This is a genomic window from Thiohalorhabdus sp., from assembly GCF_036628635.1.
In the GTDB taxonomy this organism is placed as follows: Bacteria; Pseudomonadota; Gammaproteobacteria; order Thiohalorhabdales; family Thiohalorhabdaceae; genus Thiohalorhabdus.
Genome location: NZ_JAZKRM010000019.1, coordinates 20,915 through 36,953, shown reverse-complemented (window position 1 = coordinate 36,953; position 16,039 = coordinate 20,915). Strand labels below are relative to the sequence as shown.

At 66.1% G+C, this 16,039-nt stretch carries 18 protein-coding genes and 1 pseudogene; 5 read left to right on the top strand and 14 right to left on the bottom strand.

Annotation, left to right across the window (positions count from 1 at the left end; all coding sequences use genetic code 11):
• Window positions 1-74: 74 nt before the first annotated feature.
• Window positions 75-452: a 50S ribosomal protein L17 gene (rplQ, locus tag V5A19_RS08035; RefSeq protein ID WP_332318641.1), complete on the top strand. Its 378-nt coding sequence runs from the start codon at window positions 75-77 to the stop codon at window positions 450-452.
• 86 nt (window positions 453-538) lie between these two features.
• Complete coding sequence (locus tag V5A19_RS08030) at window positions 539-1,288, top strand: SAM hydrolase/SAM-dependent halogenase family protein (RefSeq protein ID WP_332318640.1); 750 nt, start codon at window positions 539-541, stop codon at window positions 1,286-1,288.
• A gap of 77 nt (window positions 1,289-1,365) precedes the next feature.
• Here the strand turns inward: V5A19_RS08030 and V5A19_RS08025 are convergent, their stop codons facing one another.
• Genes V5A19_RS08025 through rsxA form a run of 6 tightly spaced genes read right to left on the bottom strand, consistent with a single transcriptional unit; the run spans window position 1,366 to window position 6,699 of the window.
• Entirely contained in the window at window positions 1,366-2,085 is a 720-nt protein-coding gene (locus V5A19_RS08025) for an electron transport complex subunit E (RefSeq protein ID WP_332318639.1), read from the bottom strand.
• 34 nt (window positions 2,086-2,119) lie between these two features.
• A complete protein-coding gene (gene rsxG / locus V5A19_RS08020; RefSeq protein WP_332318638.1) occupies window positions 2,120-2,761 on the bottom strand; it encodes an electron transport complex subunit RsxG in 642 nt (213 codons plus the stop codon).
• Window positions 2,758-3,864, bottom strand: coding sequence for an RnfABCDGE type electron transport complex subunit D (locus V5A19_RS08015; protein WP_332318637.1), 1,107 nt, complete (start codon window positions 3,862-3,864; stop codon window positions 2,758-2,760). The genes rsxG and V5A19_RS08015 overlap by 4 nt, the downstream gene beginning before the upstream one ends.
• Before the next feature lie 9 nt (window positions 3,865-3,873).
• Window positions 3,874-5,505 (bottom strand): electron transport complex subunit RsxC, encoded by a 1,632-nt coding sequence (rsxC, locus tag V5A19_RS08010; RefSeq protein ID WP_332318636.1) that lies wholly within the window; start codon window positions 5,503-5,505, stop codon window positions 3,874-3,876.
• Window positions 5,498-6,073 (bottom strand): electron transport complex subunit RsxB, encoded by a 576-nt coding sequence (gene rsxB, locus V5A19_RS08005; protein ID WP_332318635.1) that lies wholly within the window; start codon window positions 6,071-6,073, stop codon window positions 5,498-5,500. Before rsxB ends, rsxC begins: the two co-directional genes overlap by 8 nt.
• A 44-nt stretch (window positions 6,074-6,117) precedes the next feature.
• Window positions 6,118-6,699, bottom strand: coding sequence for an electron transport complex subunit RsxA (rsxA, locus tag V5A19_RS08000; protein ID WP_332318634.1), 582 nt, complete (start codon window positions 6,697-6,699; stop codon window positions 6,118-6,120).
• A gap of 270 nt (window positions 6,700-6,969) precedes the next feature.
• Between rsxA and apbC the strand changes: the two genes are divergently transcribed.
• Window positions 6,970-8,064: an iron-sulfur cluster carrier protein ApbC gene (apbC, locus tag V5A19_RS07995; RefSeq protein ID WP_332318633.1), complete on the top strand. Its 1,095-nt coding sequence runs from the start codon at window positions 6,970-6,972 to the stop codon at window positions 8,062-8,064.
• A gap of 153 nt (window positions 8,065-8,217) precedes the next feature.
• Window positions 8,218-8,787 (top strand): dCTP deaminase, encoded by a 570-nt coding sequence (gene dcd, locus V5A19_RS07990; RefSeq protein WP_332318632.1) that lies wholly within the window; start codon window positions 8,218-8,220, stop codon window positions 8,785-8,787.
• A 117-nt stretch (window positions 8,788-8,904) separates the two neighbouring features.
• On the opposite strand, the gene V5A19_RS07985 is transcribed toward dcd, so the two are convergent.
• From V5A19_RS07985 to V5A19_RS14365, 7 genes and pseudogenes are all read right to left on the bottom strand, one after another.
• Window positions 8,905-9,075 carry a hypothetical protein gene (locus tag V5A19_RS07985; RefSeq protein WP_332318631.1) on the bottom strand — a complete coding sequence of 57 codons (171 nt, stop codon included), beginning with the start codon at window positions 9,073-9,075 and terminating at the stop codon, window positions 8,905-8,907.
• Between the two features lie 15 nt (window positions 9,076-9,090).
• Window positions 9,091-9,222, bottom strand: a complete 132-nt coding sequence (locus V5A19_RS07980) for a diguanylate cyclase domain-containing protein (protein WP_332318630.1) — start codon at window positions 9,220-9,222, stop codon at window positions 9,091-9,093.
• A gap of 19 nt (window positions 9,223-9,241) precedes the next feature.
• Complete coding sequence (locus V5A19_RS07975; RefSeq protein ID WP_332318629.1) at window positions 9,242-9,490, bottom strand: GGDEF domain-containing protein; 249 nt, start codon at window positions 9,488-9,490, stop codon at window positions 9,242-9,244.
• Window positions 9,466-9,621 carry a hypothetical protein gene (locus V5A19_RS07970; RefSeq protein WP_332318628.1) on the bottom strand — a complete coding sequence of 52 codons (156 nt, stop codon included), beginning with the start codon at window positions 9,619-9,621 and terminating at the stop codon, window positions 9,466-9,468. Before V5A19_RS07970 ends, V5A19_RS07975 begins: the two co-directional genes overlap by 25 nt.
• A gap of 349 nt (window positions 9,622-9,970) precedes the next feature.
• Window positions 9,971-10,426, bottom strand: a complete 456-nt coding sequence (dut, locus tag V5A19_RS07965) for a dUTP diphosphatase (protein WP_332318627.1) — start codon at window positions 10,424-10,426, stop codon at window positions 9,971-9,973.
• 59 nt (window positions 10,427-10,485) lie between these two features.
• Window positions 10,486-11,703: a bifunctional phosphopantothenoylcysteine decarboxylase/phosphopantothenate--cysteine ligase CoaBC gene (gene coaBC, locus V5A19_RS07960; RefSeq protein ID WP_332318626.1), complete on the bottom strand. Its 1,218-nt coding sequence runs from the start codon at window positions 11,701-11,703 to the stop codon at window positions 10,486-10,488.
• Between the two features lie 119 nt (window positions 11,704-11,822).
• Window positions 11,823-12,911: pseudogene (locus V5A19_RS14365) on the bottom strand (SLC13 family permease).
• A 168-nt stretch (window positions 12,912-13,079) separates the two neighbouring features.
• On the opposite strand from V5A19_RS14365, the gene V5A19_RS07945 reads away from it, so the two are divergent.
• The gene (locus V5A19_RS07945; protein WP_332318623.1) at window positions 13,080-15,362 is read left to right on the top strand and encodes a DEAD/DEAH box helicase; all 2,283 of its coding nucleotides are present in this window, start codon (window positions 13,080-13,082) and stop codon (window positions 15,360-15,362) included.
• Between the two features lie 6 nt (window positions 15,363-15,368).
• On the opposite strand, the gene V5A19_RS07940 is transcribed toward V5A19_RS07945, so the two are convergent.
• Window positions 15,369-15,953, bottom strand: a complete 585-nt coding sequence (locus V5A19_RS07940; protein ID WP_332318622.1) for a TIGR00730 family Rossman fold protein — start codon at window positions 15,951-15,953, stop codon at window positions 15,369-15,371.
• Between the last annotated feature and the right edge of the window lie 86 nt (window positions 15,954-16,039).

Genomic DNA, 16,039 nt, shown 5'->3' with positions numbered 1-16,039 from the left:
GATCATCGCCTGCCGCGAGTGAAACGCCTAGCCCCTACCGGCCTTACTGACTAGTCAATCAAGGGATTCGAGTCATGCGTCATCGCAAATCCGGTCGCAAGCTCAGGCGCAGCGCATCCGAGCGCAAGGCTTTGCTGAGCAATCAGGCAAAGTCGTTAATCGAGCACGAGGCCATTACCACGACCGTGCCCAAGGCAAAGGAGCTGCGGCGGTATGTGGAGCCTCTGGTAACGAAGGCCAAGGAATCCAGCGTTCACCGCAAACGCCAGGCCTTCGGCAAGCTCCAGGACCGTAAGGCGGTTGCCAAGCTGTTCGATAAGCTGGGCCCCCGCTTCTCCAATCGGCCCGGTGGTTATACCCGGATCCTCAAGGCTGGCTACCGGGATGGGGATAACGCGCCCATGGCGGTTATAGAGTTCGTCGACCGGCCGGAGGCTGGCGAGGCCGAATAAGACTGCGTCCCATGGGGTAAACGAGGGCCGGGCTCCTTTCAGGGGCCCGGCCCTCGTCGTTTACGAGCGGGAAAAGAGAGAAGGTCATGTCGCAGCCCGTAATCGCTTTGTATACCGACTTCGGCAATACCGATCCTTACGTGGGGCAGATGCACGCTGCTCTGTTGACCAAGGCCTTGGGGACATCGGTGGTCGACCTTCACCATTATGCGCCGGCTTTCGCCCCCGGCCCTGCGGGTCTTCTGCTCGAGGCCTTGCTGCCCTTTTTACCCGAACAGGCGGTGGTGGTTAGTGTCGTCGACCCCGGAGTAGGAACCGACCGCGGTACGCTGGCCCTGTGGAGCCGGGGTCACTGGCTTGTGGGTCCCGATAACGGCCTTTTCGGGCCGCTCCTGGATGAGCCCGATGCGGTTGCCTATCGGTTGAACGTTAAGGGGCATGAGGCCGCCTCCGCCACCTTCCATGGCCGGGATGTCTTCGCTCCCGCGGCGGCGGAGCTTGCCCGTGGCCACCGCATGGTACTGGGTGAGTCCGTACCCCATCCGGTCCGCCTTGCGAGCCGTCGGGACCAGATCATCTATTGCGACCACTATGGCAATCTGATGACCGGCCTCCAGATTCCGGCGGACACCGGGTATTGGCTCCGGGTCCGGGACCGGGACCTAAGCTACGCAAGGACCTTCGGGGACGTTGCGCCGGGGGAGCCCTTCTGGTACGGCAACAGCCTAGGTTTGGTCGAGGTAGCAGTCCGCGAAGATTCGGCTCGGTATGCTCTGGATGCTGGCGAAGGGACGTCGGTGGCTTGGTCGCCGGCGCAAGCCCAACACCCAAAATAGTCCAGGTGACCCAGAAGGACCCCCAAAAAGGCCTCAGGCAAACGGGAGGCCTTAATGATGGGTGCCTCGGCTTTTGGTTACGTCGCTTCGGGTTTGATCTCAGGGGCCTGCGGCATTTGGGTAGCCTGGGCGGCTTCCCGCCTAGCTTCTAGCTTGGCGTCGATGGCATTTTTCAGGGCCATCAAAAAGCCGAGGACAATGAAGGCCCCGGGGGGCAGAATCATCAACAGGAAGGGCTTGTAATCCGGGAATACCGTGGTTTCCATCCACGCCATGCCGGGGCCGAACATGTTGCCGGCACCGGCGAACAGGGTGCCGCTGCCCAAAACCTCGCGAATCATGCCCAGAGCTACCAATACGCCCGAGAAGCCCAGACCCATCATGAACCCGTCCCAGGTGGCCAAGGGCACGGGATTCTTGGATGCGAAGGCCTCGGCCCGGCCCAGTATGGCGCAATTGGTAACGATAAGCGGCACGAACAAGCCTAGGACCTTGTGCAGGTCGTGGAAGTAGGCGTTCATCAGCAGGTCGATGGCGGTAACGAAGGAGGCAATGATGATGACAAAGGTGGGCATCCGGACCTCCTCCGGAACCGCCTTGCGAACCAGGGCCACCGCTGCCCCGGAAGCCGTTAGTACGGTTGTGGTTGCAATGCCCATGCCAATGCCGTTGACGGCGGTACCGCTGACGGCGAGCAGTGGGCATAGGCCCAAGACCTGGGTCAGGACCGGGTTGTTGTCCCAGAGCCCCTTACGGCCGACCTCCTTGAAGGCTTCGAGGTTGACCTCTTCGCTCATGCCGTCTCTCCCTTGGTAGGCCGAAGGCCGAGGTTTATCCGGCGCTGGAGCCCGAGGCCCCGTCGCTCTCGGCGAAAAGGGCTTCGGGGTCACGCAGCTCATAAAATTTCAACGCCCGGCGAACCGCCTTCACTACCGCCCGCGAGGTAATGGTGGCCCCGGTGATCTGGTCGAAGGTGCCGCCGTCTTTCTGAACCTTCCAGTCCTCCGGCGGCGGGTTGTCCAGGGAATGGCCGGCGAACTGGGTTATCCAATCGTTCTTACCGGTCTCGATCTGGTCCCCGAGACCGGGCGTTTCAGCGTGGTTGATGGCCCGCACCCCGGCAAGCTCGCCGTCGCTCCAGATGGCCACCAGGAGCTCGATACGGCCATTGTAGCCGTCGGGTGCAATGACCCGGAAGGCCAGCGCCACGGGCTCGCCGTCCTTGCGGGCGCGGTAAACGGTTACCGCCTCGGAGGTGCCCAGGTAGGCGGCGTCGGTAACCTCCAAGGTGTCCCGGAGGAGCTCGTTATCGAAACGCTCGGGCGGGATCAGCTCGCTGAGCTGCTTGAGCCGATCCGCCCGCAGGTTGGCCTGGATCACCGGTTCCGTAACTTGCTTGGTTCCCGCCAGCAGCCCGGCCCCCACCACCGCAATGAGCGCCAGGATGCCGCCGACAAGGCCTAACTGCCTCATTCCTCGCTACCCACCGGCGGCCCTCCGGCCTGCTCCTTGCCGAAAACGCGCGGCCGGGTGTAGTGGTCGATTAAGGGAACCCCGGCATTCATTAGCACCACGGCGAAGGAGACCCCTTCCGGATAGCCCCCCCAGGTGCGGATGATGTACGTAAGGACCCCGCAGCCGGCCCCATATACGAGCTGGCCGCGCGGGGTGGTGGGGCTGGTGACCATGTCGGTGGCGATGAAGAAGGCGCCGAACAGCAAAGAGCCGTTGAGCAGGTGGAAGGCCACCCCGGGAAAAGCAGAAGGGTCGTAAATATTAAAGACCAGTGCCATGGCGGCGGTTCCTGCGATCATGGAACCGGGGATCCGCCAGCCGATGACGCCCCGCCACCACAGGTAGAGCCCGCCCAACAGGACCAGCACGGCGGAGGTCTCGCCAGCGCTCCCGGAAAGGGAACCGAACAGGGCCTGGGTGTGGCTGTAGCCCTGGCCGAGAATCTCCTCCACCGTCAGGTTCATAGTCAGCTCGGTCTTCAGGTGCCCCAGCGGGGTTGCAGCCGAAGCCGCATCCGGGGGTAGTGCAGGGGTCTTGTCGCCGGCGAAGGTCACCCCCAGGCCTTCGGAGAAGGACAGGGCTTGGCCTGAGAAAAGGGGCTTGATCGCCGGCCATGTGGACAACTCCTTGGGAAAGGAGATGAGCAGCATGACGCGAGCGATCATGGCCGGATTGAAGGGGTTCGCACCAAGGCCGCCGTACAGCTGCTTGCCCACCCCGATCCCGAAAACGGCACCAAGGGCGGCGATCCACCAGGGTGTTGTTGCCGGCAGGGAAAGCCCCAGCAGCAGGCAGGTGACGGTCGCACTGCCATCGAGGAGATGGGGGCGCACAGGCCGGTCCATCAGCCGCAGCATGACCGCTTCGGTGGCAAGCCCCGCGGCCAAAGTGACCACCAAGAGGAACAGCACGGGCCAGCCGAACAGATACACCGAATAAAGAGATACCGGGGCCAGGCCAATGATGACCGCCGTCATCACCGAGCTGACGCTCCCCCCACCGTGGTCGTGGGGGGAGCTAGGAACAGCCAGGCTCGGTGTCCGGGATTGGGCTTGGGCCATGCGAGACCTTTAGCGCTGGTTCGATTCGTCGCTGGTGGCCGCGGTACCCGGACCCTCGGCGTCGCCTTCCTCGGCATCATTGCCGTCGTCGCTTGACTGCGGGCTTTTGCCGCGCATGCGGCGGCGCTTGTCGGCGGCCTTACGGGCGGCCTCCTCCCGCGGATCCGTCGTGTCGGATTCGGCCTTGGCGGCGTCAGTTTGCTTCTTCTTGGCGCGGCGCTTGGCCTCCTTCTCCTCCTTCTCCCGCCGGAGCCGGGCATCTCGGGCCTCGGTCCGGCGCCGGGCGATGTCGGCTACCTCCTTCTGCCGCTCCTTGGCCTGAATCTCGCTCTTGGCGTAGCGATAGTAGTGCACCAGCGGCAGGTTGGAGGGGCAGACCCAGGCGCAGCAGCCGCATTCGATGCAGTCGAACAGATCGTAGTCCTGTACCCGCTCGAACTCCTTGTTGCGGGCCAGGTGATACATCTCGTTGGGCACCAGGCTAACCGGGCAGGCCTCGACGCAGGCCCCACAGCGGATGCAGGGCATAACCGGTTCGTTGGGGACTTGCGACCGGGCATGGAAGATCAGCCCGTTGGTCTCCTTGACCATCGGCGGATCGGTGTTGTGCAGAGCCGAGCCAACAAACGGCCCGCCCATGATCAGCCGACCCAGATCGGCATAGCCGCCGCAGGCTGCTGCTATGGTCTCGATTGGGGTACCGAAACGCACCTCCAGGTTGGCGGGTTCGCGGATGGCCTCGCCGCTGACCGTGACCACGCGCTCGATCAGGGGCTCTCCGAGGACGATGGCGCGGTAGGTGGCATAGGCGGTGCCGACATTCTGGTTGAGCACCCCGACGTCCGCCGGCAAACGACCGCTGGGAACCTCCCGCCCGGTGACCGAGAGGATGAGCTGCTTCTCGGCACCCATGGGGTAGCGGTTCTCCACGGCAACCACTTCGATCTGTGGCCAGCCTACGGAAGCTCCTAGCATGGCGGAGATGGCCTGCCACTTGTTGGCCTCGATGGCCACCACAATGCGCTTAGCGCCCACGGTATAGCCGATGATGGAAGCCCCGTGGAGGATCTCTTTGGGGCGTTCACGCATGAGCCGGTCGTCGCAGGTGAGGTAGGGCTCGGACTCGCCACCGTTGAGGATGATCGTGTCCACGGCCCGGTCGGGCCCAGGGTTGAGCTTGACGAAGGTGGGAAAGCCGGCGCCCCCCATGCCCACCAAACCGGCCTGCCGGATGCGGCCCCGGATGCCGGCGGGCCCTAGCTTATGGAAATCGGGCCGGGGGTCGAGTTCGGTCCATTCGTCCCGGCCGTCCGCCTCCAGGTGGACGGTCGGCCCGTTTAGCCCGGAGGGGTGAGGGGCCGGGTAGTCCTCGATGGCAGTGACGGTTCCGGAGGTAGGGGCGTGGACGGGGGCGGACACGAACCCTTCCGGCTTGCCGATGACGTCTCCCTTGCGGACATGGTCCCCAGCCTTGACCAACGCCTGAGCGGGATTGCCGATGTGCTGCTTGAGGGGCACGTGCAGGACGTCCGGCACCGGCAGCCGTCGGATGGGCGACTCGCTGGTGAGCTCCTTGTGCTCCTCCGGCTCGATGCCGCCGGGGAAGAACGCCGGGAGGATGGGCGTATGCTGTTCAGCCACCGGCCGTCACCACCTTTTGGCTCGCCTCGTCGCGGATGGCCTCCTGCTTTTCGGGATGGCGCCACCGCCAATTCTCCAGGGTCTCGGGGATGGGCTCCATGTAGATGCAATCCACCGGGCACGGCTCCAGGCATAGCTCGCAGCCGGTACAGGCGTCCTCGATGACCGTGTGCATCTGCTTGGGCGCCCCCACGATAGCGTCCACCGGACAGGCCTGGATGCACAGGGTGCAGCCGATGCACTTGTCCTCTTCGATAATGGCCACCGACGGCGGGCGCTCCTCGCCTTCCAGACTGGGCGGCTCCACTCCCAGCAGCTCGGCCAGGGACTCGACGGTCTCCTGGCCGCCCGGGGGACAGCGATTGATCTCCGCTTCGCCGCGGGCGATGGCCTCGGCATAGGGATTGCAGCCCGGGTAGCCGCACTGGGCGCACTGGGTCTGCGGAAGACGGGCGTCGATCTCCTCCACCAGCGGATCCTTTTCCACCGCCAGTTTGCGAGAGGCGAAGGCGAGGAACAGTCCGATGGCTAGGGATAGGCCGCCAAGTATGAGAATTGCAGCCCACATGGGGTTAATGACCCCTTTCGGTATCTATACGAAACGGCAGCCAGCTAGATCCGGACCAGGCCGGTAAAGCCCATGAAGCCGAGTGACATCAGCCCGGCCGTGATCAAAGCGATGGGCATGCCTTTGAACGGTGTAGGAATGTCGGCAAGGGCGATTCGTTCCCGAATGCCGGAAAACAGGATCAGGACCAGGGAGAATCCCACGGCGGCGCCGAAGCCGTATACGGCGCTCTCCAGGAACCCGTGGCCCTGCTGCTGATTGAGCAAGGCCACACCCAGGACGGCGCAGTTGCTGGTGATCAAGGGCAGGAAGATTCCCAGCACCTGGTGCAGCAGGGGGCTGGTCTTGCGCACCACCATCTCCACAAATTGCACGATGGCGGCAATCAGTAGAATGAAGGCGAGGGTGCGCAGGTAGCCCACGCCGAAAGGTTGCAGGAGGAAGTTATCCACCACCCAAGAGGATACAGCCGCAAGGGTTAGCACGAAGGTGGTGGCCAGGGCCATGCCGGTGGCCGTCTCCAGGCGCTGCGAAGTCCCCATGAACGGGCACAGGCCCAGGAACTTCACCAGAACGAAGTTGTTTACCAGGACCGTGCCCAGGAGGATCGCCAGGTAGTGGCTCATGGTTGCCCGCCTTGTGGCCGGACCCCCCGAGGGCGGCACGCTCCCGCCGCAACGGGGACGGCCGCGGCTTCGATGAGGGCGTGGAATCTGTTATATTAGAAACAGCTAAATCAGGCGTCAACCGACAACCCGGCCGTGGGAGCCGTTTCAAGCCGACGCCGGGGATAGTAACATGGTTCCCTTACGGTCCACGCGGATCCGAAAAAACAGACCCTAAAACCCGACTAATAGGGTCGGGTAAAGAATCGCGTTTGGCAAGGAGTCTAGGCCATGGCAACGCCGACGGAAGAAGCCATCTGGGAAGCGCTAGGTCAGGTCACCGATCCCGACTTTAATGACAAGGACGTGGTTACCCTGGGCTTTATTCACGATTTGCAGGTAACCAAGAACAAGGTGGCGTTCAGCTTCGAGCCCGACACGCCGCTGTGCCCCTCGCGCCAAACGGTTGCCGAGCGGTGCCGCGAGGCGGTGGAGGGCCTGGAAGGGGTCAAGAAGGTCTCTATGAACGCCGAGCCCCACATCCAGACCCATCAGGTGCAGCAGGGTGTCCAGCTACTGGAGGGTGTCAAAAACGTCATAGCAGTGGCCTCGGGCAAGGGCGGCGTGGGCAAGTCCACCACGGCCGTCAACCTCGCGCTAGGTCTGGGCCAGTGCGGCGCCAGCGTCGGTATCCTCGACGCCGACATTTACGGGCCGTCCATCCCGCGCATGCTGGGAGTGTCGGGCAAGCCCACCTCCAAGGACGGCAAGACCCTGGAGCCCAAGGAGGCCTACGGGCTCAAGGCCATGTCGATCGGCTTCCTCATCGACGAGGAGACGCCCATGGTGTGGCGCGGACCCATGGTCATGCAGGCGCTGGAGCAGCTCATCGGCGATACCAACTGGGGCGAGCTGGACTACCTGGTGGTGGACCTGCCCCCGGGAACCGGCGACACCCAGCTGACCCTGTCGCAGAAGGTGCCGCTGACCGGCTCGGTGATTGTCTCCACGCCCCAGGATATCGCGCTGCTCGACGCCCGCCGCGGCTTCCAGATGTTCGAGAAGGTGGGCGTGCCCAGCCTGGGCATCGTGGAGAACATGTCGCTGTTCATCTGCCCGCATTGCGGCGAGGAGACCGACATCTTCTCCCACGGCGGCGGCGAGTCCTTCGCCAATGACTACGGGGTAACCTACCTGGGTGCGGTGCCGCTCGATGCCGCCATCCGGGAACAGGCCGACAATGGCCATCCCACCGTGGCGGCGGCTCCCGATTCCCGCCAGGCGGAGATCTATATGACCATCGCCAACGCGGTGGCCGTGGAGATCGCCAAACAAGCCGAGGACCATTCCCACAAGTTCCCCAATATCTCCATCCAGGCCGACTAGGCCCAGCTGAAACGGGAAACGCTACCGGCCCGGCGTGCGAGCGCCGGGCTTTTTGCGGGTGGCGGCACGCTGCGCCGGCCCTGCTAGAATGAGCGCTGTTTCCGGGTCGCACCGGCGAGGGATCGAATTCACGCGAGCGAGGCGAGACGCGTCATGGCCATCAAGTCCGACCGCTGGATCCGCCAGATGTCGCAGGAAATCGGCATGATCGAGCCCTTCGTCGACGGTCAGATCAAGGCCGACGACAACGGCGACAAGGTCATCTCCTTTGGGCTGTCGAGCTACGGCTACGACATCCGGGTTGCCGATGAATTCAAGGTGTTCACCAACGTGCGCAACGCCATGGTGGATCCCAAGGCCTTCTCCGAGGACAGCTTCGTGGACTTCAAGGGCCCGGAGTGCGTCATTCCGCCCAACAGCTTTGCCCTGGCCCGGACTCTGGAATATCTGCGCATCCCCCGCGACGTGCTAACTGTCTGCATCGGCAAGTCCACCTACGCCCGCTGCGGCATCATCGTCAATGTTACGCCGCTGGAGCCGGAATGGGAGGGCCACGTCACCCTTGAGTTTTCCAATACCACCCCGCTGCCGGCAAAGATCTATGCCAACGAGGGGGTAGCCCAGATCCTGTTTCTGGAGTCGGATGAAGCCTGCGAGGTGAGCTATGCCGACCGCGCCGGCAAATACATGGGGCAGGCGGGGGTGACGCTTCCCCGCTCCTGACGGGCTCGGAGGGCTTAATGGGCGGCGGGGTTTTGGTAGTAAACGCGCAAAAGGGTTACCGGCAGTCGCGTTTGCTGCCCTGGAACACCCCGGCAATCGTCTAATTTTACTGGCGGATTAGACTGTCTCGACCCGATCTCCGCCGGTGCTCTTTGCCCTCTGCGGGGCTTGGTCGGCGCGCCGGAGAAGCTCGTCGCGCTCGTCGCTCGGTTGGGTCTCGGCCACCACGTAGCTCGCTGTGATCCAGCCTGTCTCCTCGAACTGTGAACCCCGAACGGTATCGGCCACTTTGGCAGCAAGGTGCTAGGTTCTCTCGCGCTCGGTCTGGGGCGCCAGGATCACGAACTCCTCGCCACCGGTTCGGGCCAGGGTGTCCGATTGCCCCAGGAGGCTTCCAATCGTCCGGACAAACTGGATCAGGACCTGGTCGCCCACCTCGGGGCCATAACGGTCGTTAACCCTTTTGAAGGGGGTCGATGTCGATTGGAACCAGGGATACCGGCGTGCCGTAACGCCGGCGCAGATGGAGCTGATGGTCCAGCAATTGGTAGAAGTGGCGCCGGTTGGCAGCACCGGTGAGGGGATCGGTGCTCGCCAGCTGGTCTAGCTCGGCTTCCCTGGCCTTACGCTTGCTGATGTAACGGGCTACCGAGACGACGTACTCGCGGCCCTGAAAGCTCACCAGCCGGGTGGTGACCTCCACCGGCAGGCCCCCTCGTTGGCATCCAGAAGGCGACCGCTGTCGGCGTCGATAAAGAACAGGGATTCCTGCGATTCGTCGATGGCGCTGCGGAACAGCTGAAGGGCGTGCTGGTCGCCGCACCCAGGGGCCAAGTTGCGACTTCGGCCCAAGGCCTGGTCGGATGCCGTGGGCTCCGGGGACTGGGCGCAGAAAGCGTAGTAGCGCCGTCCAAGGAAGCTGGACCCAATCGCGGCCCATAACAGAGCCGTAATGACAGTAACCACGCCCAGGGAGAGGACGGCCGCAAACAGGAGCGGGGCCGCGCCCCTGCGACGCCGGCCATCACCAAGGCTTCCCGGACAGACTGGCGGTCGGGCAGGAGGAAGGGCCGCAGTAGGTGCGGCTTAATCGGCCCATGGGCCTTTATCCGGACACTAGCTGCCCCATCTGGCGAGGCCATTCTAGGCCTCGGCCAGGCTGGAGGGAATCGTCCCCCATGGATCAGGCGCCGGTGGAACCGAAGCCACCCAACCCTCGCTCGGAAGAAGCCAGGTCATTCGCCTCCCGCCACGCCAGCCTGGTGACCACCGCCGCAACCAGCTGGGCGATACGGTCGCCGCGCTGGAAGGTCACCGGCTCGTCACCCAGGTTGATCAGGATCACCTTTACCTCGCCGCGGTAGTCGGCGTCGATGGTGCCCGGGGTGTTGAGCACAGTTATCCCGGACTTGGCGGCCAGGCCCGAGCGCGGCCGGACCTGGGCCTCGTGGCCGGGGGGCAGGGCCATGGCCAGACCCGTGGGGACCAGGGCCCGGGCCATTGGCTCCAGGGTCAAGGGCTCGTCCAGCGCCGCAAGCAGATCCAGCCCGCTGGCGTGGGCGGTGGCGTATTCGGGCAGAGGCAGGTCGGCGGCGTGGTCCAATCGTTGGACCGGCACTTCGATAGGGGTGTCGGGCATGGGCAAGTCCTGTTGCGGATGAATGGACAGCAGAGTCGGCGAAGGCGCCTTTGCGGTTACTAAGCTCTCCCCGCCAGCTCGGTTGCCAGACGCTTGAGCAGGGCCCGGGCCACCTCTCGCTTGCTGCCGAAGGGCAGAGCCTGCTCACCCTCGGGACCGATCAGGGTCAGGCGGTTGGTCTCGGTCCCGAATCCGGCATCAGGGCGGCTGATATCATTCACCGCCAGGTAGTCCCCACCCTTGGCCCGACGTTTGTCTCTACCGGAGGCCAGGGCGGACTCCGTTTCGGCGGCGAATCCCAGGATGAGTGGGCGGTCGTTGCGACCGGCCGCCTCGGCCAGAATGTCCGGGGTGGGGGTCAGGGCCAGCTCGAAGGCCTCCTTGCCCTTGCGCTTGCTCGCCAGCCGCTCCTCGGGTCGGTGGTCGCTCACCGCGGCCACCGCGGCGAACAGATCGGCCTCGCTCAGCCGGTCACGCACCGTTGCCGCCATGGCCTCGGCGGTCTCCACCGGTACCACCGTAATCTCTTCCGGGTCGCGCAGGTGGGTGGGCCCCGTCACGAGGGTGACTTCGCCCCCCAGCTCGGCAGCGGCCGCCGCCACGGCATAGCCCATCTTCCCCGTGGAGCGGTTGGACAGGAAACGCACCGGGTCCACGGGCTCGCGGGTGGGCCCGGCGGTTACCAGCACGCGCCGGCCGGCCAGTGGCTTGGGGGCCAGGTGGCGGCGCAGGTGCTCGACGATGACTTCGGGCTCGGCCATGCGGCCCTCGCCTTCCTCCCCGCAGGCCTGGTCCCCGGCCGCCGGGCCGATCCGATCCACCCCGTCGTCGGCTAGCTGGTCGGCGTTGCGCCGGGTTGCGGGATGGGCCCACATGCGGTGGTTCATACCGGGGGCGACCGAAACCGGGGCATCGGTGGCGAGATAGACAGCCCCCAAGAGGTCGTCGGCCCGCCCCTGGCTCAGCCGCGCCAGGGAGTCGGCCGAAGCAGGGGCGACGAGCAGGCGGTCGGCCCACCGGGCCAGGGCGATGTGGTCCATGGCCGATTCCTCGGTCGGATCCAGCAGCTCCGTCCGAACGGGCTCGCCACTTACCGACTGCAGCGCTAGCGGGGTGACGAATTCGCAACCGCCCCGGCTCAGCACCACGCGCACCTCCGCCCCCGCACCCCGCAGCCGGCGCACCAGATCCGGTGTCTTGTAGGCGGCCACCGACCCGGTCACGCCCAGCAGGATGCGGGCGCCGGTCAGCGGATCGCGGGCGGGGTCGTCGGGCATGGGATTCCAGGCGGCAAGTTTTAAGTTTTAAGTGTTAAGTTTCAAGTGAAACCCCCGGACCGGCCGGGCCTTGCCGTTCCTTAAAACTTTAAACTTAACACTTAAAACTCCGGCAGAACTTACCACAGTACCCCCGGCCACACCCAGTAAAACAGCGCGGTAATCAGGACCGTGAGAACAGCGGTCATGACCAGATTGAGCACGATGCCGGCACGCATCATGTGGGCCTGGCGCAGGTGGCCGGCGCCGAAGACGATGGCGTTGGGCGGCGTGGCTACCGGCAGGGCGAAGGCGAAGCTGGCGGCGACGCCACCGGCGACCGCCAGAAAGACCGCGGCGGCCTGCTCGGACAGGCCCAGGGTGCCGGCCAGGATGCCGCCCAGGCCCACCAGCAGGGGGGCGAGGATGGTGGCGGTGGCGGTGTTGGAGGTGACCTCGGTGAGGAAGATCACCAGCAGCACCACCGCCGCAACCACCAGCATGATGGGTGCGCCCACCAGGGCCTGGAAGAAGCTCTCCCCCAGCCAGGCGGGGGCGCCGGTCTTGGCGAAGGCGTCGGCCAGGGCGATGCCGCCGCCGAACAGAAGAAGGGTGCCCCAGTCGATGTCGGCCAGCTCGTCCCAGTCCATGGTGTCGGCCAGCACCAGGGCGGGTATGGCGGTCAGGCCTACCACCACATAGTAAAGGATGCCCTGATGGCCGTCGGTGGTCCCCAGCAGGGTGGCGCCGTCGCCCCCGAACAGGGTGGTCTGAACCGCCTAGGGCAGGATCCCGGCGGTGAGGAAGTCCAGCCCGCCGAGCACCCACAACCCGGCGATCACCGCGAAGATCCACGCCACTCGGCGGCCGGCCGGATCCAGTCGGCCCTCCGCCGCCAGCACCAGCAGCCGGGGCGAGGTGCCCATGAGCGCCATCAGCCGCAGGGCGATGCGGCGGTCGATGCGGTATTTCTGCAGGGCGCTGGCGAGCATGAAGCCGGCGAGGAACAGGAAGATCAGGGGATCGGCAAAGCCGGCCAGGGCCGGCTCCATGTCGGCGTGGACGCCGAGCACGGTGAGGACCACCGGGATGGCCAGGGCGGTCACTGCCAGCGGCAGGGCGGCGGTGACCCACAGGAAGGCGGCGAAGAACAGGGTGGCCAGGGCGTACTGGCCCTCCAGGGCCAGGCCGTCCGGGCGGGGGGCGGCGGCGATGGCGGCAGTGCCCAGGACGGCGGCGGCGAACAGCAGCAGCCGGCGCCCGGCGGATCGATCGGCCAAGGCATCCCCCAGTCCGTTGCCCAAAGGGTGGGCCGTAGCCTACCAGAGCCTCGGACCACTGGCCTTGCGCGGTGAGATGCGGCATCCTGAAGAAAGAAAACGAATCGAGAACGAGGCATGCCCGCGACGGTGACCGCCCACCCCACTCAGGACCTCCTCGGTGACCTGCGCCGCGACGAGGCGTTCGCGCGTGAGCAGGCCGCCTACCGCTATGTTCCCCCCAAAGGCGGCGAATACGCCGACTTGGCGGTGGACGCCCGTCTGCGCCAGGTGCTCGCCGACCGCGGGGTGGAGCGGTTCTACAGCCACCAGGCCGAGGCCGTGGGGGCACTGCGCCGCGGCGAGCACGTGGCGGTCATGACCCCCACGGCCTCGGGCAAGAGCCTGATCTACAACCTGCCCGTGGTGGAGACCGCCCTCACTGACCCCGGGGCGCGGGCCCTGTACATCTTCCCCCTCAAGGGCCTGGAGCGGGATCAGGTGGATGGCCTCAACGACCTGCTCGACGCCCTGGCGCTGGCCCCCGAGCCCCGGGCGCGCGAGCGCCGGCCGCTGGCGGGGGCGGAGGTCTACGACGGCGACACCCCCGGCCACCGCCGGGACAAGATCCGGAACCGGCCGCCCACGGCGGTGCTCACCAATCCGGACATGCTGCATCTGGGCATCCTGCCCCACCACCCCCGCTGGGCCGAATTCTTCGCCAACCTGCGCTATGTGGTCATCGACGAGATCCACACCTACCGCGGCGTGTTCGGCTCCCACGCCGCCCAGGTTTTGCGCCGCCTGCGGCGGGTGGCGCGCCATTACGGCGCCGAGCCGCAGTTCATCGCCTGCTCCGCCACCATCGCCAATCCCCGGGAGCTGGCCGAAAACCTGACGGGATTGGCCTTCACCGCGGTCACCGATTCCGGGGCGCCCGCCGGGGGCAAGCACTTCTTTCTGGTCAATCCGGAGGACAGCCCCCCGACAGCGGGGACCCGCCTTTTCCGGCGCTGCCTGTCGGCGGGCCTGAAGGCCATCGCCTTCACCCCCTCGCGCCGGGTTACCGAGCTGGTCTCTCAGTGGGCGGGGGAACGGGATCCGGCCCTATGGGACCGCATAAGCCCCTACCGGGCCGGCTTCCTGCCCGCGGAGCGGCGCGATATCGAGGCCCGGCTGTTCAGCGGTGAGCTGGACGGGGTAGTGTCCACCTCGGCGCTGGAGCTGGGCGTGGACATCGGCGAGCTCGACGCCTGCGTGCTGGTGGGCTATCCCGGCTCGGTGGCGAGCACCTGGCAGCGCGCCGGGCGGGTGGGCCGCCGCGACAGCGACGCCGTGATCCTCCTTATTGCCCAAGAGGATGCCCTGGACCAGTACGTCATGCGCCACCCGGAGACCTTTTTTGGCGCCAGTCACGAGGCGGTGGTCATCGACCCGGCCAATACCCGCCTTTTGGCGCAGCATCTGCCCTGCGCCGGTGCGGAGGTGGCCTTGGGCGATGACGAGCCGGTGTGGCCCGAGGGAGGTTACATCGAGGCCCGGGGGCGGCTGGCGGAGGACGGCGTCCTGCGCCCCGAAAGCGGCGGCTGGGTGCCGCACCATCCCAGCCCCGCCCGTTCCGTGGGGATCCGGGGCATGGGGGCGACAGTGCGCATCGTCGACGAGCGCGATCGGCCCCTGGGTGAGGCGGACTTTGATCGCGCCATGCGCGAGGCCCACGATGGCGCCATCTATCTGCACCGGGGTCGAACCTACCGCATCCGCCACCTCGACCTGGAGGCCCGCCGCGCGGTCGCGGAGCCGGCGCGGGTGAGCTACCACACCCGGGCGCTGTCCGATGAGCAAACCGCCATCCGGGACGAGCGGGACCGGCGCCGGGGCCGGCGGCTGACAGCCAGCTTCGGCGACCTGCGCATCACTACTCGGGTTACCGGCTACGAGCGGCGCAATAACGCCGATGGCAAGCGCCTCGACAAGGAGGACTTGGACCTGCCCGCCACCACCTTCGACAGCGAGGGGCTGTGGCTATCGGTGACCGAGGCGGCCCGGGGCGTTCTGGTCGATGGCGGCTTCGACGTGGCGGGATCCCTGCACGCCGCCGAGCACGCCCTGATCAAGCTTCTGCCGCTATTCGCCCTGTGCGACAAGCAGGACCTTGGGGGTATCAGCTACCCGTTTTATCCGGACCTGGGCGGGCCGGCCATCTTCGTCTACGACGGCCCCGAAGGCGGTATCGGCTTCTCGCGGCGGGGGTTCGAGATTCTCGGCGATTGGCTCATCGCTACCCTAGACGCCCTGCGTGTCTGCCCTTGCGAGGCCGGCTGCCCCAGCTGCGTCCAGGACCCGCAGTGCGGCAACGGCAACGAGCCCCTGGACAAGCTCGGCGCCATCGCCTTGCTGGGCCATTGGCTCAACCGCTAGGCGGGATCAGGCCTCGTCCGGGGTCAGCCTGGGGCCGCCGGTCGGTCCGGGATGGGGGCCGGCCAGGGCCTCCAGAAGGGCCGCAGGCTCTTCGGCCACTTCCAGCAGGGCGCGCTGGTCAGGGCGCAGGAAGCCGGCGCCGACCATATCTTCCAGAAAGCGATTCAGGGGATCGTAGTAGCCGTCGGTGTTGAGTAGGCCGCAGGGCTTGTGGTGGATGCCGAGCTGGGCCCAGGTAAATACCTCGAACAGCTCCTCCAGGGTGCCAACCCCGCCCGGAAGGGCGACGAAGGCGTCGGCGTAGTCGTTCATCAGGGCCTTGCGGGTGTGCATGGAATCCACAACCTCAAGCCGCGTCACGCCCTCGTGGGCCAGCTCGCGGTCGCGCAGGGCCTCGGGAATAACTCCGATCACCTCGCCGCCGGCTTGCAGGGCGGCATCCGCCAGAAAGCCCATGAGGCCGGTATGGCCGCCGCCGAATACAACGCCCAGCCCGCGCCGGGCGAGCATATCGCCCAGGGCCGTGGCGGCCTCGGCGTAGGCTGCGCGGTGGCCCGAACCGGAGCCGGCGAATACGCAGATCCGCTCCATTTTCCCCTCCCTGGCATGATGGCTGGTGGCGGCTGCTTAATCCTGCCAGCTTGCGGGTCCGGTCGGAAGTGGGCGGGTTGGCCGGG